Here is a 25,426-nt window from a genome sequence, read left to right on the forward strand (position 1 = left end):
TTCGTTTTGCTATTCGTGAAGGTGGTCGTACTGTTGGTGCCGGTATCGTCTCTAAGATCATTGAATAAATAATGCTTGTTGAGTGCTTTAATTATTAATGCACTTTGTATAACAGGGAAATAAAGAGCATGAACAGTCAGAATATTCGCATTCGCTTGAAAGCGTTTGATCATAGAATTCTTGATACGTCGACGCGTGAGATTGTATCGACTGCTAAACGTACCGGTGCAAATGTCCGTGGTCCCATTCCGCTTCCGACGCGGATTGAGAAGTTTACGGTCAATCGTGGACCGCATATCGATAAGAAAAGTCGTGAGCAGTTTGAGATGCGAACACATAAGCGTCTTCTTGACATTGTTGATCCAACGCCGCAAACAGTGGATGCGCTTATGAAGCTCGATCTTTCTGCTGGTGTGGATGTAGAAATTAAGCTCTGAGGTTTGAGGACAGAAGGAACAGACCCGATGCGTTCAGGTGTAATAGCACAGAAGCTGGGCATGACCCGTATTTATAATGATGCTGGTGAGCATGTGCCGGTGACGGTACTTCGTTTGGAGAATTGTCAAGTCGTTGCTCAGCGTACAGTTGAAAAGAATGGTTATACTGCTGTTCAATTAGGTGTAGGCTTTGCTAAGGTTAAGAATACTTCACAAGCTCTTCGTGGACATTTTGCTAAGGCTTCTGTTGAGCCTAAAGCCAAAATAGCAGAGTTTCGTGTGAGTCCCGACAATCTTCTTGATGTTGGTACTGAGATTACAGTGGAACATTTTGTTCCAGGACAAAGAGTTGATGTGACTGGTACCAGTATTGGTAAGGGGTTTGCTGGTGTTATGAAACGACATAACTTTGGTGGGCATCGTGCTTCCCATGGTAATTCGATCACACATCGTGCTCATGGTTCTACGGGGCAGTGCCAAGATCCTGGTAAAGTTTTTAAAGGCAAAAAAATGGCCGGCCATATGGGGCAAGTGCGTGTAACAACACAGAATATTGAAGTTATTTCCACAGATAGTGAGCGTGGTTTAATTTTAGTGCGTGGTGCTGTTTCTGGTTCTAAAGGTTCTTGGATTTTGATACGGGATGCTGTGAAGAAGCGTCTTCCTGATAATGCTCCAAAGCCTGCCGGTATTCGCCGTCTTGTGAAGGAGAAAGCGGAAATGGTTACTCCGGTGACGGAAACCTCTGAAGTTGAGGGAGCCTAATAATGGATCTTGTAATTAAAACTCTTGATGGTAATGAAGCTGGCAAATTAAAGGTTTCTGAAGCTATTTTTGATCTTGTTCCGCGTGAGGATATTTTGCAACGTGTTGTTCGTTGGCAGCTTGCACGTCGTCAGCAGGGAAGTCATCAATCCCAAGGTCGTTCTGATGTGTCGCGAACAGGGGCAAAAATGTTTAAACAGAAAGGAACTGGGCGTGCTCGACATTCATCTGCACGTGCACCGCAGTTTAGAGGTGGGGGTAAGGCACATGGACCAGTGGTTCGCAGCCATGCGCATGATCTTCCTAAAAAGATTCGTGCTCTTGGGTTGCGTCTTGCTTTATCTGCAAAATTAAAAGCAAAAGATTTGATTATTGTGGATGAGTTGACTGTTAAGGATGCTAAAACGAAGATGCTTGTTTCTCATTTTTCTAAGCTTGGATTTAATAACGCTCTCTTGATTGGTGGTAAAGAGATTGATATTAACTTTTTTCGTGCAGCCTCTAATATCCCTAATATTGACATTTTGCCTATTCAGGGAATTAATGTTTATGATATTTTGCGTCGCAGCAAACTTGTTTTATCAAAAGCAGCTGTTGAGGCTCTTGAGGAGCGTTTTAAATGACAGATCTTCGCCATTATGATATAATTATTAGTCCAGTTATTACTGAAAAGGCGACTATGATTTCTGAATATAATCAAGTTGCTTTTAATGTCGCGCCGAAAGCGACGAAGCCTGAGATTAAGGCTGCTATTGAAGCGCTTTTTAGCGTAAAAGTTAAAGCAGTTAACACGATAGTCCGTAAGGGTAAAGTGAAGCGTTTCAAAGGTATAGTTGGTCGGCAGAGTGATGTCAAAAAAGCGATCGTAACTCTGGCCAGTGGTCAGACTATCGACGTTTCGACAGGTCTTTAAGAGGCTCGGAGATAGGAATAATGGCACTTAAGCAATTTAATCCAACTACACCTGGGCAGCGTCAGCTTGTTATTGTGGAACGTTCTTGTCTTTATAAGGGAAAACCTATAAAGATGTTAACTGAAGGTTTGTCTTCAAAGGGTGGACGTAATAATCGCGGTCGTGTTACTGCTCGTTTTCAGGGTGGTGGACATAAACGTAGTTATCGGTTTGTCGACTTTAAGCGTCTTAAACGTGATGTTTCAGCAAAGGTTGAGCGTTTAGAATACGATCCTAATCGTACCGCTTTTATTGCTTTAATCCGCTATGAGGATGGGCAATTGAGTTATATTCTTGCGCCACAGCGTCTTGGTGTTGGTGATTCTGTTATGGCTGGTTTAAATGTGGATGTTAAACCAGGTAATGCTATGCCTCTTGGTAATATGCCTGTAGGCACCATTATTCATAATGTTGAGATGAAGCCAGGAAAAGGAGGGCAGATTGCGCGTTCAGCAGGTGCTTATGCGCAGTTGGTTGGACGAGATCATGGTATGGCTATTCTTCGTTTAAATTCTGGTGAACAGCGTTTGGTTCCGAGTAGCTGTTTTGCAACTGTTGGCGCTGTTTCAAATCCTGATCATGGGAATATTAATGATGGTAAGGCGGGTCGGTCACGTTGGCGTGGTAAACGTCCACATGTTCGTGGTGTTGCTATGAACCCCGTTGATCATCCGCACGGTGGTGGTGAAGGTCGTACATCGGGGGGGCGCCATCCAGTATCTCCTTGGGGTAAACCTACGAAAGGTAAGCGTACGCGCTCCAATAAAGCCACTGATAAATTTATTATGCGTACGCGTCATCAACGCAAGAAATGAGAAAGGTAGTCTGAAGTGGTTCGTTCAGTGTGGAAAGGTCCGTTTGTTGACGGCTATCTTCTTGGTAAAGCAGAGAAGGTACGTGCAAGTGGGCGCAATGAAGTTATAAAAATATGGAGTCGTCGCTCTACTATTTTACCGCAATTTGTTGGTTTAACTTTTGGTGTTTACAACGGTAATAAGCATATTCCTGTTTCTGTTTCTGAAGAGATGGTTGGGCATAAGTTTGGTGAGTTCGCTCCTACCCGGACTTATTATGGTCATGGTGCCGATAAAAAAGCGAAGAGGAAGTAGGAATGGGAAAAGCTAAAGTTTCGCGCCAGCTTAAAGATAATGAAGCAAGAGCTGTCACGCGGACAATTCGTGTTAGTCCGCAGAAGCTTAATTTAGTTGCTGCAATGATTCGTGGTAAAAGAGTTAATGTAGCGCTCGCTGATTTGATGTTTTCACGCAAGCGTATTGCTGCTACTGTGAAAAAAACGCTTGAATCAGCAATTGCAAATGCAGAAAATAACCACGATCTTGATATTGATTCGCTTGTTGTGGCGGAAGCTTATGTTGGTAAGTCGATAGTGATGAAGCGCTTTCATGTTCGTGGTCGAGGGCGTGCTAGTAGAATTGAGCGTCCATTTTCGCATCTTACTGTTATTGTTCGTGAAGTTACCGAAAAAGTGGAGGCCGCGTAATGGGGCAGAAGATCAATCCAATAGGACTTCGTCTTGGTGTTAATCGGACTTGGGACTCTCGTTGGTATGCTGATAGTGGTGAATATGGGCGCCTTCTTCATGAAGATTTGAAAATTCGTTCATATGTGCTTGAGGAGCTTAAACAGGCGGCTATTTCTAAGGTTGTTATTGAGCGTCCTCATAAGAAGTGTCGTATTACGATTCATTCTGCACGTCCTGGTTTGATTATTGGTAAAAAGGGTGCTGATATCGAAAAGCTTCGTCGTAAGCTTTCAGAAATGACGGATGCTGAAACTTCATTGAATATTGTGGAGATTCGTAAACCGGAGATTGATGCGACAATTATTGCACAATCAATTGCTCAACAGTTAGAGCGTCGTGTTGCTTTTCGTCGTGCAATGAAGCGTGCTGTTCAGTCTGCTATGCGTCTTGGTGCGGAAGGTATTCGTATCAATTGTTCTGGCCGTCTTGGTGGTGCTGAAATTGCTCGTATGGAATGGTATCGTGAAGGTCGTGTTCCACTTCATACCTTGCGTTCTGATGTTGATTACGGTACAGCAGAAGCTAAGACCGCTTATGGTATTTGTGGTATTAAAGTTTGGGTCTTTAAGGGTGAGATTCTTGAGCATGATCCGATGGCTTCAGAACGTCGTGCTACGGAAGCTGATCAATCTGGTTCTTCATCGAATCGTCGCCGCGAAAATGCTTAGTTTTTGAGATTGAACTAAAATTTGGAGTAGAGAACAATGTTGCAGCCAAAGCGCACAAAGTTCCGTAAACAGTTCAAAGGCCGTATTCACGGTTCTGCGAAGGGTGGTACGGATTTGAATTTCGGTGCCTACGGTTTGAAGGCTGTTGAGCCGGAGCGGGTTACTGCTCGTCAAATTGAAGCGGCGCGTCGTGCGATTACACGTTATATGAAGCGTTCTGGTCGTGTGTGGATTCGCATTTTTCCAGATCTTCCGGTTACATCTAAACCGACTGAAGTTCGTATGGGTAAAGGTAAGGGAAGTGTTGATTATTGGGCTGCACGTGTTGCTCCTGGGCGCGTCATGTTTGAGCTTGATGGAGTTCCGGAAGATGTTGCACGTGAAGCGCTAAGGTTGGGTGCTGCAAAGTTGCCTATAAAAACGCGTTTCATCCAGCGTATTGCTGAATAATGAGGTTAAGCGATGAGAGCCACAGAATTACGGGCGCAAACGCTCGACCAAATGAAAGATGAATTGGCTAAGTTAAAGAAAGAGCAATTTAATTTGCGTTTTCAAAAAGCAACAGGTCAATTAGAAAAGACTGCGCGTGTTAGACAAGTTCGTCGTGATATTGCGCGTATTAAAACTTTTCTTCGTCAAAAGATAAGTGAAACTAAGGTTTAAGGAAATAAGAGATGCCTAAACGCGTTTTGCAGGGTGTTGTTATTAGCGACAAAAGTGATAAGACTGTTGTTGTCAAAGTTGAACGCCGTTATTCTCATCCGCTTCTTAAGAAGACTGTTCGGCAGTCTAAAAATTATAAAGCGCATGACGAAAACAACCAATTCAAGATTGGGGATCAAGTTTCTATTCAAGAATCTAGACCAATTTCGAAAGATAAATGTTGGATTGTTGTAAAAGACAATGTAGCGTAATGGGTTAAGTTTATTGTTTTAGAATTTAACAGTGTTTTTATCATTGATAAATTTGAAGGCGATGAATTTATCGTTATTTGGCAGGCAAATCCGAGTGTATAAAAGGTACAATCGGATATATGTGTTAAGAGAAGGTGGCCAGTCATGATTCAGATGCAAACAAATCTCGACGTTGCTGATAATTCTGGAGCGCGTCGTGTCATGTGCATCAAGGTGTTAGGCGGTTCAAAGCGGAAATATGCTTCGGTCGGTGACATTATTGTTGTTTCGGTTAAGGATGCAATTCCTCGTGGCCGTGTTAAAAAAGGTGATGTTATGAAAGCTGTTGTGGTTCGTACTGCTAAGGATATTCGTCGCGCAGATGGTAGTGTCATTCGTTTTGATAGTAATGCTGCGGTTTTAGTGGATAATAAAAAAGAGCCGATTGGTACTCGTATCTTTGGACCTGTTCCCCGCGAATTGCGTGGTAGGAATCATATGAAGATCATCTCGCTTGCTCCTGAAGTTCTATAAGGAGTAAATGTTATGCAGAAGATTCGAAAAGGTGATAAAGTTGTTGTTTTGTCCGGTAAGGATAAAGGATGTAGTGGTGAAGTAATTAAGGTTAGTCCAAAAGAGAATAAGGCTTTTGTTCGTGGGATTAATATGATTAAACGTCATCAACGTCAAACGCAGAAGCAAGAGGCTGGAATTATTTCTAAAGAAGCTCCGATTCATCTGTCTAATTTGGCGATTGCTGATCCTAAAGATGGTAAGCCTACACGTGTAGGCTTTCGTATGAATGCAGATGGTAATAAGGTGCGTTTTGCCAAGCGTTCGGGAGAGTTGATTAATGGCTGAGGAAAGACAAGTACCGCGTATGAAAGCGCATTATTTTGAAGTGATTCGTAAAGCGCTTCAAGAGAAGTTTAATTACAGAAATGCGATGCAAATTCCGCGGATTGATAAAGTTGTAATAAATATGGGCATAGGTGAAGCAACTGCTGATTCGAAGAAGCCTTCCCTTGCTGCTGAGGATTTAGGGCTAATAACGGGTCAGAAGGCTGTTGTTACGCGTGCGCGTAATTCTATTGCGACCTTTAAGGTTCGTGAAGGAATGCCTCTTGGGGCTAAAGTTACATTGCGTAAAGATCGTATGTTTGAGTTTTTAGATCGTCTTGTTACGATTGCTCTTCCGCGGGTTCGTGACTTTCGTGGTTTAAATCCAAAGAGTTTTGATGGTCGTGGCAATTTTGCTATGGGTATTAAAGAACACATTGTGTTTCCAGAAATCAACTATGATAAAGTTGATCAAATTTGGGGCATGGATATTATTGTTTGTACGACAGCAAAAACGGATGATGAGGCTCGTGAATTATTGCGTGCTTTTAATTTTCCTTTTCGTTCGTAACGGCAAACATAGTGAGGTGAAATTATGGCCAAAGTAAGTGCCGTTGAAAAAAATAAGCGTCGTGAGGTGATGGTAAAGCGTTATGCTGCCCGTCGTGCACGTTTGAAAGCAATAGTTATGGATCAGAAGGTTTCTCTTGAAGAACGTTTTAAAGCTTCTGTTCAGTTGGCAGAGTTACCGCGTAATTCTTCGAAAGTTCGTATTCGTAATCGCTGTGAGGTTTCAGGTCGTCCGCGGGCTTATTATCGTAAATTAAAAATGTCGCGAATTGCGTTGCGTGAGCTTGGCTCTATTGGCTATATTCCTGGTATTGTAAAATCTAGTTGGTAAGAGGAGATTATTTAATGTCTATGTCAGATCCTCTTGGTGATATGTTAACACGTATTCGTAATGCACTTGGTCGTAAAAAAGGTAAAGTAGTTACTCCAGCTTCGAAGCTTCGTGCGCACGTTCTTGATGTTCTTCAGTCGGAAGGTTATATTCGCGGATATAATCAAATTGATTTAGGTGATGGGAAAGCTGAGATTGAAATCGAATTGAAGTATTTTGAAGGGCTGGCTGCTATTCGTGAGATTGCACGTGTATCAAAGCCAGGGCGTCGTGTGTATGTTTCTGCTAAGTCACTTCCACAGGTGGCTAATGGCCTCGGTATTTCGATTTTATCGACTCCTAAAGGCGTCATGGCAGATCATGAGGCGCGTGAACAGAATGTTGGTGGAGAACTCCTTTGTCGTGTTTTCTAAGTTATGTCAAGAAAACGGAAGAAAAAGTAGGTTAGAACAATGTCTCGTATTGGAAAGAAACCCATTTCAATTCCTTCTGGAGTTACTGCTACTGTTGAAGGTCAGCTGGTTAAGGCAAAAGGTCCAAAAGGTGAGCTGAGTTACGTCGTCAATGATGAAGTCTTAGTCAAACTTGAGGAAAATATCATATCAGTTATGCCGCGGGATCAGTCAAAAGATGCGCGTTCTAAATGGGGAATGTCGCGCTCAATGATTGAGAACATTTTTTGTGGTGTGAAAGATGGTTTTGAAAAGAGGTTGGAGATTAATGGGGTTGGTTATCGTGCTGCTTTGCAGGGTAAGGATGTTCAACTATCTCTGGGCTTTTCGCATGATGTGGTTTATAAAGTTCCGTCGGGTGTTACTGTGACTGTTCCTAAGCCAACAGAAATTGTTGTTTCTGGAATTGATAAACAGCAAGTTGGACAAGTTGCAGCGGAGATTCGGGAGTATCGTAGGCCTGAACCTTATAAAGGTAAGGGTGTTAAGCATGCAGATGAACGTATCTTCCGTAAAGAAGGTAAAAAGAAATAAGGATTTTGTATTATGGTTTCATCTAAGGACATTATCCAACGTCGTGCAAGGCGTGTTCGTCGTAGAATTAAAATGGTTTCTCATGATCGTCTTCGGCTTAGTGTTTATCGTTCAAATCAGAACATTTATGCTCAAGTTATCGATGATTTGCGGGGATGTACACTTGTTTCAGCCTCTACTCTTGAAAGTGATTTAAAAAAGTCGTTAAAGAGTGGTGCTGATAAAAAGGCAGCTTTTGCTGTTGGTAAGTTAATTGCTGAGCGTGCGAAGAAAGCGGGTGTTAATGAGGTGGTTTTTGATCGTGGAGCGTATGTGTACCATGGTCGCGTCAAAGCTTTAGCTGAGGCTGCTCGTGAAGGTGGTTTGAATTTCTAAAATTTCTTATTTATGAATGAGTAAGGAGAGTTTAGAGTTTTTCGTTTAAGTTCTTCCAGTTTGGTGAGGGACTTTGTTATCGTGCTTCCGGAAAAGAAAAAGGAATGAGGAATGGCACAAAAAGAACGTGGTGATAGAGAAGAACGCGATAATGAATTTGTCGATAGGCTCGTTCATATCAATCGTGTTGCTAAAGTTGTAAAAGGTGGTCGGCGTTTTGGTTTTGCTGCTCTTGTTGTCGTTGGAGATCAAAAAGGACGTGTGGGTTTTGGACATGGTAAAGCCCGCGAAGTTCCCGAAGCCGTTCGTAAAGCAACGGAATCTGCAAAGCGTGGGATGATTTATGTTCCACTTCGGTCTGGGCGTACATTGCATCATGATCTTGAAGGTCGTCACGGAGCTGGGCGTGTTTTGCTACGTTCGGCTTCTGCTGGTACTGGTATTATTGCTGGGGGACCGATGCGTGCTATTTTTGAAGCTCTTGGTATGCAGGATGTCGTTGCAAAATCGCTAGGATCGTCGAATCCTTATAACATGGTTCGTGCAACATTTGATGCATTGAAACATCAAATGCATCCTAGAGATATTGCTGCTCAACGTGGTATAAAATATTCGACTTTGCAGGCGCGTCGTCGCCATTTAGTCGACCTAGAAGGGTAGTTTCTGAGATTATCAGAAAAGGAATTAGGAAATGGTTCAGAAAAAATCTCAGAGTAATAAAACTGTGACGGTGGAGCAAATTGGAAGCCCTATTCGAAACTCACAGATTCAGCGTGCAACCTTAAAGGGGCTTGGACTAAATAAAATGCGTCGTCGGCGCGTTTTAGATGATACACTTTGTGTGCGGGGTATGATTGCTCGGGTTCGGCATCTTGTTCGCGTTATAGATGAAGGTTAAGGGTTGCGGGAGTATTATATATGAAACTCAATGAACTGCGTGATTGCGAAGGCGCAATAAAAAATCGTAAGCGTGTTGGGCGTGGCATTGGTTCCGGTATGGGTAAGACTGGTGGTCGTGGTGTAAAAGGGCAAAAGTCACGTTCTGGTGTTTCCCTTAATGGTTTTGAAGGTGGGCAAATGCCTATCTATCGTCGTTTGCCAAAACGTGGATTTAGAAATTTCTTTGCCAAAACCTACAATGAAGTTTCACTAGGACGTATTCAGTTGGCAGTTGATGCGGGTAAGTTGAATATTGAAAAGCCTGTTGATATGATTGCTTTGAAAGAGTCTGGTATTATTCGTCGTGAAAAAGATGGGGTTCGTCTTCTTTCTGATGGTGATTTGAAGGCTAAGATTACCTTTCATGTTTCTGGTGCTTCACAAGCTGCTCGTGTTAAGATTGAAAAAGTGGGTGGTCAGGTCATTTTTCCTGATATTGCTCGATAATTTTTTTAATATGAATAGAGACCTAAAGAAGAATTATATTTGTTTTGTGGGATCTTTTGTGGAGACTTGTTTAAGTTCTGCATTTATTTGTGTATGCGTATGTGAATTTTAGGATTATACTTCTGTGATTTAAAGAACTGGAGTGTAAAGTGGAGACGTTTTATGGCATCAGCAGCAGAGCAATTTGCTTCCAATATAAACTTCGGTACCTTTTCGCGTGCAACTGAATTAAAGAAACGCATCTGGTTTACTCTGTTGGCGCTTCTTGTATATCGTTTTGGCACTTACATCTCTCTTCCAGGTATCAATATCGATGCTTTGCGGCAAACATTTGAACATCACGCGTCTGGTGTATTAGGACTCTTTAATATGTTTGCTGGAGGTGCCGTTGGGCGTATGGCTATTTTTGCGCTGGGTATCATGCCTTATATATCGGCATCTATTATTGTGCAATTGTTAACATCTATTATTCCTTCTTTGGAGACTCTTAAAAAAGAAGGGGATTTAGGTCGTAAGATTATCAATCAATATACGCGTTATGTAACAGTCGTATTGGCAATTCTACAAGCTTTTGGTATTGCGGTTGCGCTTGAAAGCGGTATAGGGTCGGGGCTTCAAATTGTTTTAGAACCAGGTCTTATGTTTCGTTTTTCTTCTGTTATTACACTTGTTGGCGGAACGATGTTTCTTATGTGGCTTGGCGAGCAAATTACGTCACGTGGTGTTGGTAATGGGGTTTCTCTTATCATTTTTACAGGGATTGTAGCCAACTTTCCTTCTACTTTTGCTCAGCTTTTGACAGCTCATAGTCAGGCTGATTTATCAACTTTTCTTTTAATAGGAATCGTTCTTATTGCTGTTTTGGTTATTGGGCTTATTGTTTTTATAGAGCGTGCACAACGGCGAATTCTTATCCAATATCCGAAACGTCAGGTCGGTAATCAAATGTTTCAAGGAGATATGTCGCATCTTCCTTTAAAGTTGAATACTGCTGGTGTTATTCCACCTATTTTTGCTTCATCTTTATTATTATTGCCTGCCACTATTAATAATTTTTCTGATAAAATGCCACAATGGGTTCAGGAGATTTCTTATGCTCTTGGTCATGGACAGCCACTTTATATGATTGTTTATGCATTTTTAATGGCGTTTTTTTGCTTTTTTTATACAGCTATTGTGTTTAATCCAAGTGATACTGCAGATCAATTGAAAAAACATTCTGGTTTTATTCCAGGGATTCGTCCAGGTGAGCGTACAGCCGAATATATTGATTACGTTTTGACGCGTATTACTGTTGTGGGCGCTGTTTATATTATCTTGGTTTGTTTGTTACCTGAATTTATGATATCTGCATTACAGGTTCCTTTTTATCTTGGGGGAACATCCTTGTTGATTGTTGTTACTGTTACACTTGATACGGTTGCTCAAATTCAGGGGCATCTTGTTGCCCACCAATATGAAGGGTTGATAAAAAAATCAAAACTTCGTGGAGGTAGAAGGAATCGATGAGAGTTATTCTTTTAGGTCCTCCTGGAGCAGGAAAAGGTACGCAAGCAAAAATGTTGACTGAGGAATATAACATTCCTCATTTATCAACAGGGGATATGTTGCGTGAGGTGATTGCCAAAGAAACGGAGATTGGTAAAAAAGCTAAAGCTATTATAAGTTCTGGTGCTTTGGTTCCTGATAGTATTGTTAACCAAATCGTATCAGATCGGATTGATGAAGCTGATTGTGTAAACGGTTTTGTTTTGGATGGATATCCGCGAACTGTGGGGCAGGCGGAAGCGTTGCAACAGATACTGGATTCAAAAAATACGCGGCTTAATGCTGTTATTGAGTTGTGTGTTGATGAAGACGTGTTGATTGAACGTATGAAGAAGCGTGTTGAGGAAACAATAGCGGCTGGTGGACAGGTTCGTTTAGATGACAATCCTGTTGCTTTTGCAAAAAGATTAGTGGAATATCGTGAAAAAACAGCTCCCTTATCAAAGTTTTATTCAGAGAGGGGAATGTTGAAAGTTGTTGATGGAATGATTGGTGTTGCTGAAGTGACACGTATGATTAGAAGTTTTCTTTCATGAGATTTTTTTTAGAAATAAATGAAAAGAGTTGACTTTTGAGATGAAATCTATCAGAAGTAAATTTAATTTATTTTAGTGAAATAAGAGGATTCGGAAGAATTTTTTTCTGAGTCTATTTTTTTCTGTAAGGTATATCAGGTATTTTATAACAATTTGTCAAAATAACTAAGGAGAGTAGGCGTGGCTCGTATTGCTGGCGTCAATATCCCGACAAATAAGCGTGTAATTATTGCGCTTCAATATATCCACGGGATTGGACCAAAATTTGCTCAAGAAATTATTGAAAGAGTTGGCATTCCTTTGGGGCGTCGTGTGCATGAGCTTTCAGATGCTGAGGTGCTGCAGATTCGTGAGGCTATAGATCAGGGCTATCAAGTTGAAGGTGATCTTCGTCGTGAGGTTGCTATGAATGTTAAGCGTTTGATGGACCTTGGTTGTTATCGAGGATTGCGTCATCGCCGGTCTTTGCCTGTCCGAGGACAGCGTACACATACGAATGCCCGTACGCGTAAAGGTCCGGCTAAGGCAATTGCTGGTAAGAAGAAATAAGGGCCTTTGTGGAAGGTTTTTATATATTCTTTTTTCTTGTTTGATTTGTTTGACAAGGAAAAAAAGGTGGAGCTGCTGATGTTACGGCAGTGATGAGATCGTTGAAAGGGAAATTATGGCCAAGGAAGCCACACGTGTTCGTCGTCGCGAACGTAAGAATATTTCATCGGGTGTTGTGCATATTAATTCAACATTTAATAACACAATGATTACTATTACTGATGCTCAGGGTAATGCAATTGCTTGGTCATCTGCTGGGGCTCAGGGGTTTAAAGGTGCGCGTAAATCGACACCTTTTGCTGCTCAAGTTGCTGCGGAGGATTGTGCAAGAAAAGCGCAAGAGCATGGTATGCGTTCTTTGGAAGTCGAAGTTTGTGGGCCTGGATCAGGGCGTGAATCTGCTCTACGTGCATTGCAATCTGTTGGTTTTGTCATTACTTCTATTCGCGATGTAACACCAATTCCTCATAATGGATGTCGTCCACGGAAAAGGCGGCGTGTTTAATTGGGTGTTGTTTTTTGTTGTCGGAGATTTCTCTGATGTTCACATTGGTCGTTACGATTGAATGGTAACGGAACTAAAGAACGGGAATAAAAATATGATCCAGAAAAACTGGCAGGAACTTATTAAACCCAATAAGGTTGAATCATGTGCACATGATAATCCAAATATTATAAGTGTGATTGCTGAGCCTCTTGAGCGTGGTTTTGGTTTAACCTTAGGAAATGCGCTTCGTCGCGTGTTGTTATCTTCGCTTCGTGGTGCTGCTATTACTGCTGTGCAGATTGACGGTGTCTTGCATGAATTTTCATCGATTCCAGGTGTGCGTGAGGATGTTACGGATATTATTCTGAATATAAAAGAAATTGCGCTTCGTATGGAAGAAGAAGGGCCTAAACGTGTCGTCGTTTATAAAGAGGGGCCTGGTGTCGTGAAAGCGGGAGATATCAGTACAGTCGGGGATATGGAAATTCTAAATCCAGATCATGTTATTTGTACTCTTGATGAAGATGCTGAGATTCGTATGGAATTTATTGTCAACACAGGAAAGGGTTATGTTCCATCTGATCGTAATTGTGTTGATGATGCACGTATAGGGCTTATTCCAATTGATAGTCTTTATTCACCAATTCGTAAAGTTTCTTATAAAGTGGAAAATACGCGTGAAGGTCAAGTTTTGGATTATGATAAATTGACCTTAACGATTGAAACGAATGGTGCTGTTAATGGAGAGGATGCTGTTGCTTTTGCAGCACGCATTCTTCAGGATCAATTATCGTTATTTATTAACTTTGAAGAGCCACAGAAGGAGCCTATTGAAGAGGTTGATTCTGAGCTTTCTTTTAATCCTGCACTTCTCAAAAAAGTGGATGAATTAGAACTTTCAGTTCGTTCGGCAAATTGTCTTAAGAATGATAATATTGTCTATATTGGTGATCTGATTCAAAAAACAGAATCTGAAATGCTTCGGACACCGAATTTTGGTCGCAAATCGTTGAATGAGATTAAAGAAGTTTTGGCGTGTATGGGTTTACATCTTGGAATGGAAATTCCTGCGTGGCCGCCTGAGAACATTGATGATCTTGCAAAACGTTATGAAGATCAATATTAAAATTAGAATTTAAGGAGAGGGCTTATGCGCCATAGTAAGTCAGGACGCAAGTTGAATCGTACTGCCAGTCACCGTAAAGCGATGTTTGCAAATATGGCAACTTCGTTGATCGAGCATGAGCAGATTGTGACAACGCTTCCAAAGGCTAAAGAAATTCGTCCTATTGTTGAAAAACTCGTTACTCTTGGTAAGCGTGGTGGTTTGCATGCGCGTCGGCAAGCAATTGCAGCACTTCGTGATGCGGGAAAGGTTGCAAAATTATTTGATACGCTTGCGCCACGTTATGCATCACGCAACGGTGGGTATTTGCGTATTATGAAAGCGGGGTTTCGTACCGGTGATAATGCACCCATGGCTGTTATAGAGTTTGTTGATCGTGATGTTGAAGCGAAGGGTGCTGGGGATCGTGCTCGCATGGAGGCTTCTGAGAATGAAAAGGGAACATCTTCGTAGAGTTTTTTTATTCTGTTGGATTTTTAAAGGCCGCCTTGTTTTGGGCGGTTTTTTTGTGAGTATTTTTAAGTTTATTTTAGTTGAGAAATAGGTGCAGAGAGAAAATTATAGAGTATTGAATTATCTTATTTTTATAATATTTATTGTTCAAATAGGTTGTTTTTATTCTCTATTATGAAATATTAATAGAGATCCTTAATTTGCGGGGATGCGTTTTTTTATTCTATTAATCTTCAACAGAATGTGCTGATTTTATAAGGAGTGGATTATGAGGTATTCTTTTTGGGTGCGGATTTTTTTTGCAATTATGATGCAGATATCATTTGATCATGTATATGCTCATGTTCCTCAAACACAAACAGAAATCACTCTTTCATTTTCTCCTTTAGTTAAAAAGACAGTTCCATCTGTTGTAAATATTTATGCAGCTCGACAAATTAGAGCACGATCACCTTTTGAAGGCGATCCATTTTTTGAGCAATTTTTTGGTCGTTTTCAAAATAAATTTCCTGTTCGTAAGCAATCGTCATTAGGATCAGGGGTGATTGTTGATGCACGTGGTTTGATTGTTACAAATTACCACGTCATTAAAGATGCAAGCGAAATTAAAGTGGCTTTTTCTGATGGGCGGGAGTTTGAGAGTAAGGTTGTGCTCAAAGATGAAGCGACTGATATTGCAATTCTTGAAGTTGAGGAAAAAGATGCTCAATTTCCTGTTCTTTCTTTGGGAAATTCTGATGCTGTTGAAGTTGGTGATCTTGTTCTGGCTATTGGTAATCCTTTTGGTGTTGGTCAAACAGTTACAAGTGGTATTGTTTCAGCGCAAGCGCGTACACGTGTTGGGATTTCTGATTTTGACTTTTTTATTCAAACAGACGCAGCCATTAATCCAGGGAATTCTGGTGGCGCTTTAATTGATATGAAAGGTCAGTTAATCGGAATTAATACGGCTATTTATTCGCGTTCCGGTGGTTCGGTAGGGATTGGTTTTGCTATTCCAGTTAATCTTGTAAAAGTAATGCTTAATACTGTTAAACGCGGTGGAAAATATTTTGTGCCGCCTTATATTGGGGCTTCTTTTCAAAATGTTACACCTGATATTGCTGGTGGTTTAGGTTTAGAACGTCCCTATGGTGCTCTGATTATTGAAGTTATCAAAGATAGTCCTGCTGAAAAAGCTGGATTGAAAGTAGGTGATGTTATTTTGAGTGTGCAGGGGGTACGCGTTGACAGTCCAGATAGTCTTGGTTATCGTTTGATGACAGCTGACGTTGAGCATAGTCTTGCCTTGGAATATTTACGAAGTGGAAAAACTTTAAAAACACAAATAACAGTTTCATCAATATCAGAAACTGCATTTTTAAAATCTGAAAAAATTACGGGTGACAGTCCTCTTGCTGGTGCTGAGGTGTTAGATTTAACACCGCAAAATAGTCGACGTTTTCATCTTCCTATATCTGCAAAAGGGGTTGTGATTACCAATCTTGAGGAAATGAGCAATGCAGCTGGAATTTTTCAGTCAGGAGATATTCTACGTGTTGTAAATGGCCATAAAATTCAAACAGTTCATCAGTTGAAAAAGGTTCTTATGCAAGGTCGCTCAAATATGTGGCAATTGGAATATGAACGTGATGGTATGTATATTCGCCAATTTATTCGTTGAGGTTTTTTTTGAAGAAAGATTTTTTTACTTCGTCGTTTGATTTTCAAGTTAATAAAAATCAGCCACTTGCAGAAAGAATGCGCCCTTGTTCTCTCAATGATGTTGTGGGACAAAAGCATTTGATTGGAGAGGATGGTTTGCTTTCACGTATGGCGGCAACTGGCTCAATTGGATCGATGATTTTTTGGGGACCTCCAGGGACGGGAAAAACGACCGTTGCACGTTTGTTAGCCCTTGAAACAAATTTCGCGTTTGAACAGGTTTCTGCTATTTTTACAGGAGTTTCTGAACTTAAAAAGATTTTTGAAGTTGCGCAGAGGCGTTTTATATCTGGGGATAAAACACTTCTCTTTGTTGATGAAATTCATCGGTTTAATCGTGCTCAGCAGGATAGTTTTCTTTCTGTGATGGAAGAGGGTACTGTGGTACTTATAGGTGCAACAACCGAAAATCCTTCTTTTGAACTGAATGCTGCCCTTCTTTCGCGTGCACGTGTTTTAACATTTCTTTCTCATGATCATGAAAGTTTGGACATGCTTTTGAAGCGTGCTGAAGAAGTGGAGGGAAAAACTCTTCCCTTGGATAATGATGCCAGAGACGTTTTGATAGAGATGTCTGATGGTGATGCGCGGGTAGCGTTAACATTGGCAGAGGAAGTTTGGTCTATTGCTCCATTGGGAGAGATTCTTGATGTTGTTGCTTTGCAAAAAGTTATTCAGCGTCGTGCGCCCATTTATGATAAAGGACGAGATGGGCATTATAATCTCATTTCAGCGTTGCATAAATCCGTTCGTGGATCTGATCCTGATGCTGCGCTTTATTATTTGGCACGTATGTTGGATGCTGGTGAAGATCCTCTCTATATTGGGCGAAGATTGGTTCGTATGGCTGTTGAAGATATTGGTTTGGCGGATCCTCAAGCTCTTGTCATTTGTAATGCAGCAAAAGATGCTTATGATTATTTAGGATCACCAGAAGGAGAGTTGGCTTTGGCGCAAGCATGTCTTTATGTTGCAACTGCGCCAAAGTCAAATGCAGCATATCTCGCGTATAAAGCAGCACTGCGTTGTGCGCGCAAAAATGGCTCTTTATCACCTCCTAAGCATATTCTTAATGCTCCTACGAAATTTATGAAGGAAGAAGGGTATGGAAGTGGTTATTGTTATGACCATGATGAACCAGACGCTTTTTCAGGACAAGAATATTTTCCCGAAAAACTTGGGCGTCAGAGTTATTATAAACCAGTTGAGCGTGGTTTTGAGCGTGAAATTGTGAAACGTCTTGAGTGGTGGCAACAGTTGCGCAAAAAACGTAAAGATCAAAATAAAATTTGAGTTGAAATACGTTTTTTATTGATCTCTTATGTTATTGTATGAGAAATTTAGCTTATATTTTAAACATTTATTGCATTGCTTGTAGAGATTTTTTTTGATATCTTCGAAAGTACATAGTTTTTCAAATTTAAATATATCATTCAACTTTTAAGCTGCTTTATTTTTTTTGGTTTTATTAAATAATATATTGACTTATAATAATAGACTGTTTCGTAAGTTGAATGAAAGTTTCAAATACCGTAAATTTCTCTCATCCCAAGTCTGTTATTTGTTGAATCAATCAAATCATTTACTTGCATGTTACAAGCAGGATTACCGTGTGATAAAAACTGTACAAGAAAGGACTAAAAATCCTTCTTATGAATTGTCTCAAGTGCCGAGAACTGTTGCAACATTGGGGGATGATAAATAGTGTGATGGGTGCCGGCTTTCTCCTTCCATAGAGTAAAGATGGTGGCGCCTAAAGGGTTTTGTAGTATACCACATTCATAGGTGTTGTCACAAAACGAGCTTAGAAGTTTTGAGAGATGTTTCTTAAATCAAGTGTATGAATATGCAACACAATGGCGTTTTGTTCTTCGATGCAATAGGGTATGAGGTTGATTGATGATGCGTTTTTTTGTGATCAATAGCAGGAGAATTCTTAGTCTCTCAAGTATTTAATCAAAGGGATAAGCAGAAGGGCTGTAGAACATTGTGTTTAAAATTAAATTGTTCCTTTTCTAGAGAGATATAAATATGTTAACTATGCTCCCATAGAGATATTACTTTATTAGAGTTTATTATGTGTCATAAGATAAGCAATGCCAATTCTTTATTGTGATGGTCATGAATGTTTATGGGCATAATGTGGAGATAGGAATGGAAATAGTCTGTGAAAATCTAAACTCAAGCCTTTAGTTAAATTAAAAGTACAGTGTACACTAAATTTTTAGGTTATTATGAATTCGGTCAAGGATATAATCGTGGATAAAACAAAAGCTCTCGATGCTGCTCTCTCACAAATTGAACGTTCTTTTGGTAAAGGCTCGATTATGCGTCTTGGGCAAAAAGAGCAGGTTGTTGAAATTGAAACAATTCCAACAGGGTCGTTATCCTTGGATATTGCTTTAGGGATTGGTGGATTACCGAAGGGGCGTATTGTTGAGATTTATGGACCAGAAAGTTCTGGGAAAACAACATTGGCTCTCCATGCTATTGCTGAGGCACAGAAAGGTGGTGGGATTTGTGCTTTTATTGATGCAGAGCATGCGCTTGATCCTATTTATGCGCGTAAGCTTGGTGTTGATTTAGAAAACTTGTTCATTTCTCAGCCAGATACCGGTGAACAGGCATTGGAAATTACAGAAACGTTGGTTCGTTCTGGTGCAGTTGATGTGCTTGTTGTGGATTCTGTCGCAGCTTTAACTCCGCGAGCAGAAATTGACGGTGAAATGGGTGATGCTTTGCCCGGATTGCAAGCTCGGTTAATGAGTAAAGCGTTACGAAAATTAACCGCAGCAATTTTTCGCTCTAACTGTATGGTTGTTTTTATTAATCAAATTCGCATGAAAATTGGTGTGATGTTTGGTTCTCCTGAAACGACAACGGGTGGAAACGCTTTAAAGTTTTATGCTTCTGTTCGTTTAGATATTCGTCGCATTGGATCCATTAAAGATAGGGATTCAATCGTTGGTAATCAGACGCGCGTTAAAGTGGTGAAAAATAAATTGGCACCTCCATTTAAGCAGGTTGAGTTTGATATTATTTATGGTGAAGGTATTTCCAAAGTAGGTGAATTGATTGATTTGGGTGTCAAGGTTGGTGTTGTGGAAAAATCTGGTGCATGGTTTTCTTATAATTCTCAGCGTTTAGGACAGGGGCGTGAGAATGCAAAGCAGTTTTTACGTGAACATGTGGAAATAGCTACAGAGATTGAAGCAGCTTTGCGCCAAAATGCTGGTTTGATTGCGATTGAACTGTTAGAAAATGCAGGGTCAGAAAATATAGAAAGTGATGAAGCCATTTGATGGAGTGTTTTTTTCGTCTATAATTTTTTCCCTTTCAGATTTTTCTGTTTTTTTGTTTGAGTTTTTAAATACGCAGTCATTTTTTTCTCAATTTTTTAAAACAAATATTCCATTTTTGATTAAATTGACTCCATGCGTGGCGAAGAGAATTTAATGAGGGGGATTTTTCTTTTATGGTTTTGTACTGTATTGAGCAGGTGTCAACATGAATAGTGTTAATAATATTCGGTCAATATTTTTGGATTATTTTCATCGTAATGGGCATAAAGTTCTTTCTTCTAGTCCGCTTGTTCCGCGGAATGATCCTACACTTATGTTTACAAATGCAGGGATGGTGCAGTTTAAAAATGTTTTTACTGGACTTGAACAACCTTCTTATACGCAGGCAACAACGGCACAAAAATGTGTTCGTGCGGGTGGAAAGCATAATGATCTTGATAATGTTGGATATACGGCGCGCCATCATACATTTTTTGAAATGATGGGTAATTTTTCTTTCGGTGATTATTTCAAAGAAGAAGCCATTTTTTTATCATGGAATCTTTTAACAAAGGAATTTTGCCTGCCAAAAGATAAATTGTTGGTGACAGTTTATCAGAGTGATGATGTTGCTGCTGAACTGTGGCGTAAAATTTCAGGTCTTCCAGATGAAAAAATTGTCCGTATTGCGACAGCTGATAATTTTTGGTCGATGGGAGAAACAGGCCCTTGTGGGCCTTGTTCGGAGATTTTTTATGATCATGGTGATGAAATCTGGGGCGGTCCTCCTGGAAGTATGGAAGAAGATGGTGATCGCTTTATTGAGATTTGGAATCTTGTTTTTATGCAGTATGAGCAAGTTTCCAAGGAAAAACGTGTTAACTTACCTCACCCTTCTATTGATACAGGCATGGGATTAGAGCGTATTGCTGCTGTTTTACAGGGCGTTCATGATAATTATGACATTGATCTTTTTCGTGCATTAATTGCTGCATCAGAAGAAATTACAGGGATTGAGGCAAAGGGTGATTTTATTGCCAGCCATCGTGTCATTGCTGATCATCTTCGCTCATCGGCATTTTTGATTGCTGATGGTGTGCTTCCTTCTAATGAAGGAAGAGGATATGTTTTACGTCGTATTATGCGTCGTGCTATGCGTCATGCGCATCTTCTTGGTGCTAAAGAGCCCTTAATGTGGCGACTTTTGCCTGCTTTAAATCGCGAAATGGGACAAGCTTATCCTGAGTTGGTGCGTGCTGAATCTTTGATTTCAGAAACTTTAAGGTTAGAAGAAATACGTTTTCGTAAAACGCTTGAACGAGGACTTGGTTTGTTGAACGAAGCAAGTACCGATCTTAAAGAAGGGGACTATTTGAATGGTGAAGTTGCTTTCAAGCTCTATGATACCTATGGTTTTCCGCTTGATTTGACGCAAGATGTTCTTCGTCGTCGCGGAATATCTGTTGACGTTGGTGCTTTTGATAAAGCGATGGAACGCCAAAAAGAGGAAGCACGTGCCAATTGGTCTGGTTCTGGAGAAGCTGTAACAGAGAAAATCTGGTTTTCTGTTCGTGATCAAGTGGGGGCCACAGAGTTTTTAGGTTATGAAACTGAGACAGCGAAAGGTATTCTTACAGCTCTTGTGTGTGATGGTAAAATTGTTGATCATATTTCTTCAGATCAGAAAGCTATGCTTGTTGTTAATCAGACACCTTTTTATGGTGAATCTGGTGGGCAAATTGGTGATAGCGGTATCATTTCTGGTGAAAATTTTATTTTTAAGGTGCATGATACCCAAAGAAAGGGTGATGGTGTTTTTATCCATATTGGGGAGGTGAAATCTGGTCAGGCATCGAGGTCTGATTGTGTAGAATTAACGGTTGATATTGTTCGTCGTAAGAAAATTCGCGCGAATCACTCTGCTACTCATTTGTTACACGAAGCTTTACGACAAACATTGGGGGACCATGTTACACAAAAGGGCTCTCTTGTATCGCCAGATCGGTTGCGTTTTGATTTTTCACATCCAAAATCCGTTTCACCAGAAGAGTTGAAAAAAATAGAAGATTTAGCCAATGAGATTATTTTGCAAAATAGTAGAGTGATAACGCGCCTCATGGCTGTAGATGATGCCATTTCTGAAGGAGCTATGGCATTGTTTGGTGAAAAATATGGTGATGAAGTTCGCGTTGTTTCTATGGGGGAGCCATTTGAAAAGGGAGGATTAAAAAAGCGTTGGTCAATTGAGCTTTGTGGAGGTACACATGTGGAGCGAACAGGTGATATCGGTTTGATTCATATTGTTTCTGAAAGTTCTGTTTCAGCTGGAGTGCGGCGTATTGAAGCTTTAACAGGCAAAGAAGCACGTCTTTATCTTAGCCGCCAAGATGAACGTATTCATGAAGTTGCTGATCTTTTAAAAACTTCTTCTGCTGGCGTGGAAGAACGGGTGCGAATTTTGCTTGATGATCGTCGTAAACTTGAAAAAGAATTGAATGATGTACGCAAGAAAATGATGTTGAGTGGTGGAATAACAGAAAGGAGCCAAGGTGATATTACCATCATCAATGGGCTTTCTTTTACCGGACGCGTTGTTAAAAATATTTTACCACGGGATCTTAAGGCGCTCGTCGATTCTGAGAAAAAACAAATCGGATCTGGAGTGGTTGCTTTTATTAGTGTCTCAGAAGATGGAAAAGGGAGTGCTGTTGTCGGCGTTACGGATGATTTAACGGATAAGTTAAATGCTGTTGATCTCGTTCGTATTCTTTCAGGTATGCTTGGTGGTAAAGGTGGAGGTGGCCGTCCTGATATGGCGCAGGCTGGTGGTCCTGAGGGGAACAAAGCTGATGAGGCATTTGCGGCACTAAAAGATTTTCTTGAAAAAATTAAAGAATGAAATCATTCTGCATAGGTATTTTTTACATTGTTATATTGGGTTGGTATCTATGTATCATGAATATCTGTCTGGTGTATTTCTGAAATGCAGATACAGCGTAATTGGGGAAAAATACAATTGTAAAGATAAAAACAGTGTTTATCTTTATCATCACTTTTTCATTTGGCTTTATAATGTCCAAGCGTTTCAGGAGTCATCTTTTTAAGATAAGATAGATTATGCAGCACTTCATGCTTTGCTGTGTATTCTTTTACTAGGGAGACTAGTTATTATGTTGCTCTTATAGATTTTTTGAAGAAACATCTCTTTTTATGAAAGGAAAAATACAAAATTTATTGCATACGATTATCCTTATAAAGTTATAAGCTGTCATTATTTTATTAGCTTTCAAATGAATAAAATCTCTTTCCTTGAAAAGGCTTATAAAAGAGTTGTTATATCTTAGAGCTATTGTTTTCATTTTGCTTGTTATGTACACAGTTTTTGGTTTATTATTAAAAGGTTTTGAAAAGAATATTCTCCTATCTTTATAAATCTTTATTTCAAGTTATAAAGTAATGAATTATCAATATAAATCAAAAGAATATCACATAAATCTAAAGATTTAGATTAATATTTAATTTATTTATGATAAAATTGCTTTAATACATTGAGTTATAATGATAATTTATCGTTTTATCTTTTGAATAAGAGCTACGAATATTCGTAGGATTTTATTATTTCAAATTCTGTGTATGTTAAATTAATCAAAACCACTTACGAATGTCGTTGTGAAATGGGCTTAAGAGCATTGAAAAATGTTTCTTAAAAAAGTCATATGAATGTGCAAAACAGTGATGTTCTGTTCTTTATGAGAGGACTATAAAGAACGTGATAAACAAAAGTGCAAAGCAATACATAATATTCATTATTTAAAAGATATTTCTTTAGTTCGTTTTGAAATTTGTAAAGCTGAGTTAAAAGAAGACGGTAAAACTGGAAATTATTTTTACCTTTACATTTTCCCTAAATGAGAATGTATACTCGTCAATATGCACAGATAGAGGAAAATATTTTTGTTCTAATCTAGTAAAATTGCAATAGCAGAGAAAATACTAGACTGTTTTAATATTTTTCTTAAATACCTAAAATGGATTGTGGCATTTTTAGAAATCTTTTTACTTGTATCATATATAAGAACTCTTGTTATCTTGAGGAGGATTTTTTTGCTTGAAAAAGAGTATCAATTTTATGATGCTATGGCTTCATGTAAGGGGATAACATTTTCTCCTTCTCTTTCTGGTGGTTTGATTGTTAAACCACTTGCCTTTAAAAAATTAGAGAAACGTCCCCCTTTATCGATCAATTCTTGAAAGTTTCCTTTTTCCATTAAGTGACCATGATCCAGAAAGAGTATCACATCAGCATTGCGTACTGTTGAGAGGCGATGTGCTATAATAAAAGTAGTGCGGTTATGGCTTATGCAATCGAGAGCATCTTTGACACGTGCTTCTGTTTCAACATCAAGAGCGCTTGTTGCTTCATCTAGAATGAGAATAGGGGCATTTTTTAGAACAGCGCGTGCAATTGCTAGTCGCTGTTTTTCTCCACCGGATAATTGAGATCCTCGTTCGCCCACCATTGTGTTATAACAATCAGCTTTTTTTAGAATAAAATCGTGAGCTTCTGCTATTTTTGCTGCTTCATAAAGTTCTTCATTCGTTGCGCTCGCTTTTCCTATTGAAATATTGTCATGAATAGTACGGTTGAAAAGACCCGAGTCTTGAAATACTGTTGCTAGAGATTTGCGTAAAGATTCGCGATTGATCGAGCATATATTTATTCCATCAATGGAGATATGCCCAAGGGTAGGGTCGTATACGCGCTGCAACAGATTGATCAATGTTGTTTTTCCAGCCCCTGTTGGCCCTACAATTGCAACAGTTTGTCCTGCTTTAACCTCAAAGGAAATATCAAAAACACCTTGAGAAGAATTGGGGAATTTATAGGTCACGTGATGAAATTGTATGGCGCCTTTAACATTTTTGAGGGAAGGAAGATTTTGCGGTTTGTTGATATGAAAGGTTGAGTCTTCCATTTCAAAAAATTCTTGCAGTTTTGCTTGTGAGGATATTGCACAATTAATAAAATTGCTCATTTGGTCTAGGCGGCTAATCATGAGTTGTGCAAATCCAACAAAAGCAACGACTTCACCTACTCGTAATTGATCTTTTGCAACAAAAAAAGCTCCAAGGAGGAGAACACAAACGATTGAAATTGTTGAAGCCATTCGATTTAAGCCACTGGCGAGCGCCCACCAATTGAGAACAGGATTTTGTGCTTTAAGCAGAGCATTTGTATGTTGATGCAGTATAGAAGCTTCTTCTTTTATTCGGTTATAACTTTGTACAATGGAAACATTAGAGATTGAATCACTGACATGTTTAAAAAGGTTGTGGTGGTAGCATTCCACAGCGGCTTGTCCATCTTTTGTTTTTCGCATCACTAAACGTGCAATTAATACGTAGGTGATGGCAAGCACAACCAAGACTATTGAAAGACGCCAATTCATATTAAACGCTATGGGGATGAGAACCAATAAGGCGACAAGCGTTGAGAGGTGTTGGCGCATAAAATCAAGCCATATGGTTGACATGGAATCTATTGCGCGCAAAAGTGTATGGAGTGCGTTGGAAGTTCCACGTTGTTGATGCCAAATTAAAGGCATGGCAATGATACGTTCGAAAGATTCCGTTAAAACCGTTAAGCGGCGTCTATGGGCTAAGCGGTCAGCACCGCGAGCAACAAGGACATAAGCAATAATATGTGAAAGTCCAAAACAAACCCAAATGGTAAGAGTAGGAATGATAGCTGATTTTTCTGAAATAGAATCAATAACACGTCCGAATAAAATAGGTTCTGCAATAGTGATAATAGCTAACATAACATTAGCGGTACAGATTAAAAGGGATGCATTTTTTTCTCTATTTAGGTAAGTGAGAACACGTGCATAGGTTTTAAATAAGGACACGGTTAATTATCTCCATTCGCTATTAAGCGTAAAGGCTGTTGATTTTTACAACGCTTAGTTTTTAGCTAATAAAATTTGGACGTTAAG

Annotated in this window: 32 protein-coding genes and 1 pseudogene; 32 read left to right on the forward strand and 1 reads right to left on the reverse strand. The window is 39.8% G+C overall.

Annotated elements, in window-relative coordinates:
• From ACFILA_RS02125 to alaS, 32 genes and pseudogenes are all read left to right on the forward strand, one after another.
• A pseudogene (locus tag ACFILA_RS02125) lies at nucleotides 1–68 on the forward strand (elongation factor Tu); the annotation flags it as partial.
• A gap of 60 nt (nucleotides 69–128) precedes the next feature.
• Nucleotides 129–437, forward strand: coding sequence for a 30S ribosomal protein S10 (gene rpsJ / locus ACFILA_RS02130; RefSeq protein ID WP_005773267.1), 309 nt, complete (start codon nucleotides 129–131; stop codon nucleotides 435–437).
• A gap of 27 nt (nucleotides 438–464) precedes the next feature.
• Nucleotides 465–1,202, forward strand: a complete 738-nt coding sequence (gene rplC / locus ACFILA_RS02135) for a 50S ribosomal protein L3 (protein ID WP_273791404.1) — start codon at nucleotides 465–467, stop codon at nucleotides 1,200–1,202.
• A 2-nt stretch (nucleotides 1,203–1,204) separates the two neighbouring features.
• A complete protein-coding gene (gene rplD, locus ACFILA_RS02140; protein ID WP_273791405.1) occupies nucleotides 1,205–1,825 on the forward strand; it encodes a 50S ribosomal protein L4 in 621 nt (206 codons plus the stop codon).
• Nucleotides 1,822–2,115 (forward strand): 50S ribosomal protein L23, encoded by a 294-nt coding sequence (locus ACFILA_RS02145; RefSeq protein WP_273723987.1) that lies wholly within the window; start codon nucleotides 1,822–1,824, stop codon nucleotides 2,113–2,115. Before rplD ends, ACFILA_RS02145 begins: the two co-directional genes overlap by 4 nt.
• A gap of 20 nt (nucleotides 2,116–2,135) precedes the next feature.
• Nucleotides 2,136–2,969, forward strand: a complete 834-nt coding sequence (rplB, locus tag ACFILA_RS02150; protein ID WP_273791406.1) for a 50S ribosomal protein L2 — start codon at nucleotides 2,136–2,138, stop codon at nucleotides 2,967–2,969.
• A 15-nt stretch (nucleotides 2,970–2,984) separates the two neighbouring features.
• A complete protein-coding gene (gene rpsS, locus ACFILA_RS02155; RefSeq protein ID WP_004855734.1) occupies nucleotides 2,985–3,263 on the forward strand; it encodes a 30S ribosomal protein S19 in 279 nt (92 codons plus the stop codon).
• Between the two features lie 2 nt (nucleotides 3,264–3,265).
• Nucleotides 3,266–3,655, forward strand: coding sequence for a 50S ribosomal protein L22 (gene rplV / locus ACFILA_RS02160; protein ID WP_273791407.1), 390 nt, complete (start codon nucleotides 3,266–3,268; stop codon nucleotides 3,653–3,655).
• On the forward strand, nucleotides 3,655–4,365 hold the full coding sequence (gene rpsC / locus ACFILA_RS02165) for a 30S ribosomal protein S3 (RefSeq protein ID WP_273791408.1): 711 nt from the start codon (nucleotides 3,655–3,657) through the stop codon (nucleotides 4,363–4,365). The genes rplV and rpsC overlap by 1 nt, the downstream gene beginning before the upstream one ends.
• Before the next feature lie 36 nt (nucleotides 4,366–4,401).
• Entirely contained in the window at nucleotides 4,402–4,815 is a 414-nt protein-coding gene (gene rplP, locus ACFILA_RS02170; RefSeq protein ID WP_273791409.1) for a 50S ribosomal protein L16, read from the forward strand.
• A 12-nt stretch (nucleotides 4,816–4,827) separates the two neighbouring features.
• On the forward strand, nucleotides 4,828–5,028 hold the full coding sequence (gene rpmC / locus ACFILA_RS02175; RefSeq protein ID WP_273791410.1) for a 50S ribosomal protein L29: 201 nt from the start codon (nucleotides 4,828–4,830) through the stop codon (nucleotides 5,026–5,028).
• Nucleotides 5,029–5,039: 11 nt separating this feature from the next.
• Nucleotides 5,040–5,279 carry a 30S ribosomal protein S17 gene (gene rpsQ, locus ACFILA_RS02180; RefSeq protein WP_012231991.1) on the forward strand — a complete coding sequence of 80 codons (240 nt, stop codon included), beginning with the start codon at nucleotides 5,040–5,042 and terminating at the stop codon, nucleotides 5,277–5,279.
• Nucleotides 5,280–5,423: 144 nt separating this feature from the next.
• On the forward strand, nucleotides 5,424–5,792 hold the full coding sequence (rplN, locus tag ACFILA_RS02185) for a 50S ribosomal protein L14 (RefSeq protein ID WP_004855715.1): 369 nt from the start codon (nucleotides 5,424–5,426) through the stop codon (nucleotides 5,790–5,792).
• A 12-nt stretch (nucleotides 5,793–5,804) separates the two neighbouring features.
• A complete protein-coding gene (gene rplX / locus ACFILA_RS02190; protein ID WP_015856579.1) occupies nucleotides 5,805–6,119 on the forward strand; it encodes a 50S ribosomal protein L24 in 315 nt (104 codons plus the stop codon).
• Nucleotides 6,112–6,669, forward strand: coding sequence for a 50S ribosomal protein L5 (gene rplE, locus ACFILA_RS02195; RefSeq protein ID WP_273791411.1), 558 nt, complete (start codon nucleotides 6,112–6,114; stop codon nucleotides 6,667–6,669). The genes rplX and rplE overlap by 8 nt, the downstream gene beginning before the upstream one ends.
• A gap of 24 nt (nucleotides 6,670–6,693) precedes the next feature.
• Nucleotides 6,694–6,999, forward strand: coding sequence for a 30S ribosomal protein S14 (rpsN, locus tag ACFILA_RS02200; RefSeq protein WP_273791412.1), 306 nt, complete (start codon nucleotides 6,694–6,696; stop codon nucleotides 6,997–6,999).
• Nucleotides 7,000–7,013: 14 nt separating this feature from the next.
• The gene (rpsH, locus tag ACFILA_RS02205; protein ID WP_375637438.1) at nucleotides 7,014–7,412 is read left to right on the forward strand and encodes a 30S ribosomal protein S8; all 399 of its coding nucleotides are present in this window, start codon (nucleotides 7,014–7,016) and stop codon (nucleotides 7,410–7,412) included.
• 39 nt (nucleotides 7,413–7,451) lie between these two features.
• Nucleotides 7,452–7,985, forward strand: a complete 534-nt coding sequence (gene rplF / locus ACFILA_RS02210; RefSeq protein WP_273791413.1) for a 50S ribosomal protein L6 — start codon at nucleotides 7,452–7,454, stop codon at nucleotides 7,983–7,985.
• A gap of 12 nt (nucleotides 7,986–7,997) precedes the next feature.
• The gene (rplR, locus tag ACFILA_RS02215) at nucleotides 7,998–8,360 is read left to right on the forward strand and encodes a 50S ribosomal protein L18 (protein WP_375660563.1); all 363 of its coding nucleotides are present in this window, start codon (nucleotides 7,998–8,000) and stop codon (nucleotides 8,358–8,360) included.
• 111 nt (nucleotides 8,361–8,471) lie between these two features.
• Nucleotides 8,472–9,020, forward strand: coding sequence for a 30S ribosomal protein S5 (rpsE, locus tag ACFILA_RS02220; RefSeq protein ID WP_273791415.1), 549 nt, complete (start codon nucleotides 8,472–8,474; stop codon nucleotides 9,018–9,020).
• Between the two features lie 31 nt (nucleotides 9,021–9,051).
• Entirely contained in the window at nucleotides 9,052–9,258 is a 207-nt protein-coding gene (rpmD, locus tag ACFILA_RS02225) for a 50S ribosomal protein L30 (protein WP_375631283.1), read from the forward strand.
• A gap of 20 nt (nucleotides 9,259–9,278) precedes the next feature.
• Entirely contained in the window at nucleotides 9,279–9,746 is a 468-nt protein-coding gene (gene rplO, locus ACFILA_RS02230) for a 50S ribosomal protein L15 (RefSeq protein WP_273791417.1), read from the forward strand.
• Between the two features lie 162 nt (nucleotides 9,747–9,908).
• Entirely contained in the window at nucleotides 9,909–11,255 is a 1,347-nt protein-coding gene (secY, locus tag ACFILA_RS02235) for a preprotein translocase subunit SecY (protein ID WP_273791418.1), read from the forward strand.
• The gene (locus tag ACFILA_RS02240) at nucleotides 11,252–11,830 is read left to right on the forward strand and encodes an adenylate kinase (RefSeq protein WP_375631284.1); all 579 of its coding nucleotides are present in this window, start codon (nucleotides 11,252–11,254) and stop codon (nucleotides 11,828–11,830) included. The genes secY and ACFILA_RS02240 overlap by 4 nt, the downstream gene beginning before the upstream one ends.
• Nucleotides 11,831–12,010: 180 nt before the next feature.
• On the forward strand, nucleotides 12,011–12,379 hold the full coding sequence (rpsM, locus tag ACFILA_RS02245; RefSeq protein WP_026500557.1) for a 30S ribosomal protein S13: 369 nt from the start codon (nucleotides 12,011–12,013) through the stop codon (nucleotides 12,377–12,379).
• Between the two features lie 115 nt (nucleotides 12,380–12,494).
• Nucleotides 12,495–12,884 (forward strand): 30S ribosomal protein S11, encoded by a 390-nt coding sequence (gene rpsK / locus ACFILA_RS02250; protein WP_007347762.1) that lies wholly within the window; start codon nucleotides 12,495–12,497, stop codon nucleotides 12,882–12,884.
• A gap of 94 nt (nucleotides 12,885–12,978) precedes the next feature.
• Nucleotides 12,979–13,992 (forward strand): DNA-directed RNA polymerase subunit alpha, encoded by a 1,014-nt coding sequence (locus ACFILA_RS02255; protein ID WP_273791420.1) that lies wholly within the window; start codon nucleotides 12,979–12,981, stop codon nucleotides 13,990–13,992.
• Between the two features lie 24 nt (nucleotides 13,993–14,016).
• On the forward strand, nucleotides 14,017–14,445 hold the full coding sequence (gene rplQ, locus ACFILA_RS02260; protein WP_273791421.1) for a 50S ribosomal protein L17: 429 nt from the start codon (nucleotides 14,017–14,019) through the stop codon (nucleotides 14,443–14,445).
• Between the two features lie 268 nt (nucleotides 14,446–14,713).
• Nucleotides 14,714–16,108, forward strand: a complete 1,395-nt coding sequence (locus tag ACFILA_RS02265) for a DegQ family serine endoprotease (protein ID WP_273791422.1) — start codon at nucleotides 14,714–14,716, stop codon at nucleotides 16,106–16,108.
• Between the two features lie 8 nt (nucleotides 16,109–16,116).
• Nucleotides 16,117–17,442 (forward strand): replication-associated recombination protein A, encoded by a 1,326-nt coding sequence (locus ACFILA_RS02270; RefSeq protein WP_375643221.1) that lies wholly within the window; start codon nucleotides 16,117–16,119, stop codon nucleotides 17,440–17,442.
• A gap of 965 nt (nucleotides 17,443–18,407) precedes the next feature.
• Entirely contained in the window at nucleotides 18,408–19,451 is a 1,044-nt protein-coding gene (recA, locus tag ACFILA_RS02275; protein WP_273791424.1) for a recombinase RecA, read from the forward strand.
• Between the two features lie 205 nt (nucleotides 19,452–19,656).
• The gene (gene alaS, locus ACFILA_RS02280) at nucleotides 19,657–22,329 is read left to right on the forward strand and encodes an alanine--tRNA ligase (protein WP_375660564.1); all 2,673 of its coding nucleotides are present in this window, start codon (nucleotides 19,657–19,659) and stop codon (nucleotides 22,327–22,329) included.
• 1,228 nt (nucleotides 22,330–23,557) lie between these two features.
• Here the strand turns inward: alaS and ACFILA_RS02285 are convergent.
• Nucleotides 23,558–25,339, reverse strand: coding sequence for a glucan ABC transporter ATP-binding protein/ permease (locus ACFILA_RS02285; RefSeq protein ID WP_375660565.1), 1,782 nt, complete (start codon nucleotides 25,337–25,339; stop codon nucleotides 23,558–23,560).
• Nucleotides 25,340–25,426 lie beyond the last annotated feature (87 nt).

It is taken from the genome of Bartonella sp. CL71SXKL (assembly GCF_042194935.1).
Classification (GTDB): domain Bacteria; phylum Pseudomonadota; class Alphaproteobacteria; order Rhizobiales; family Rhizobiaceae; genus Bartonella.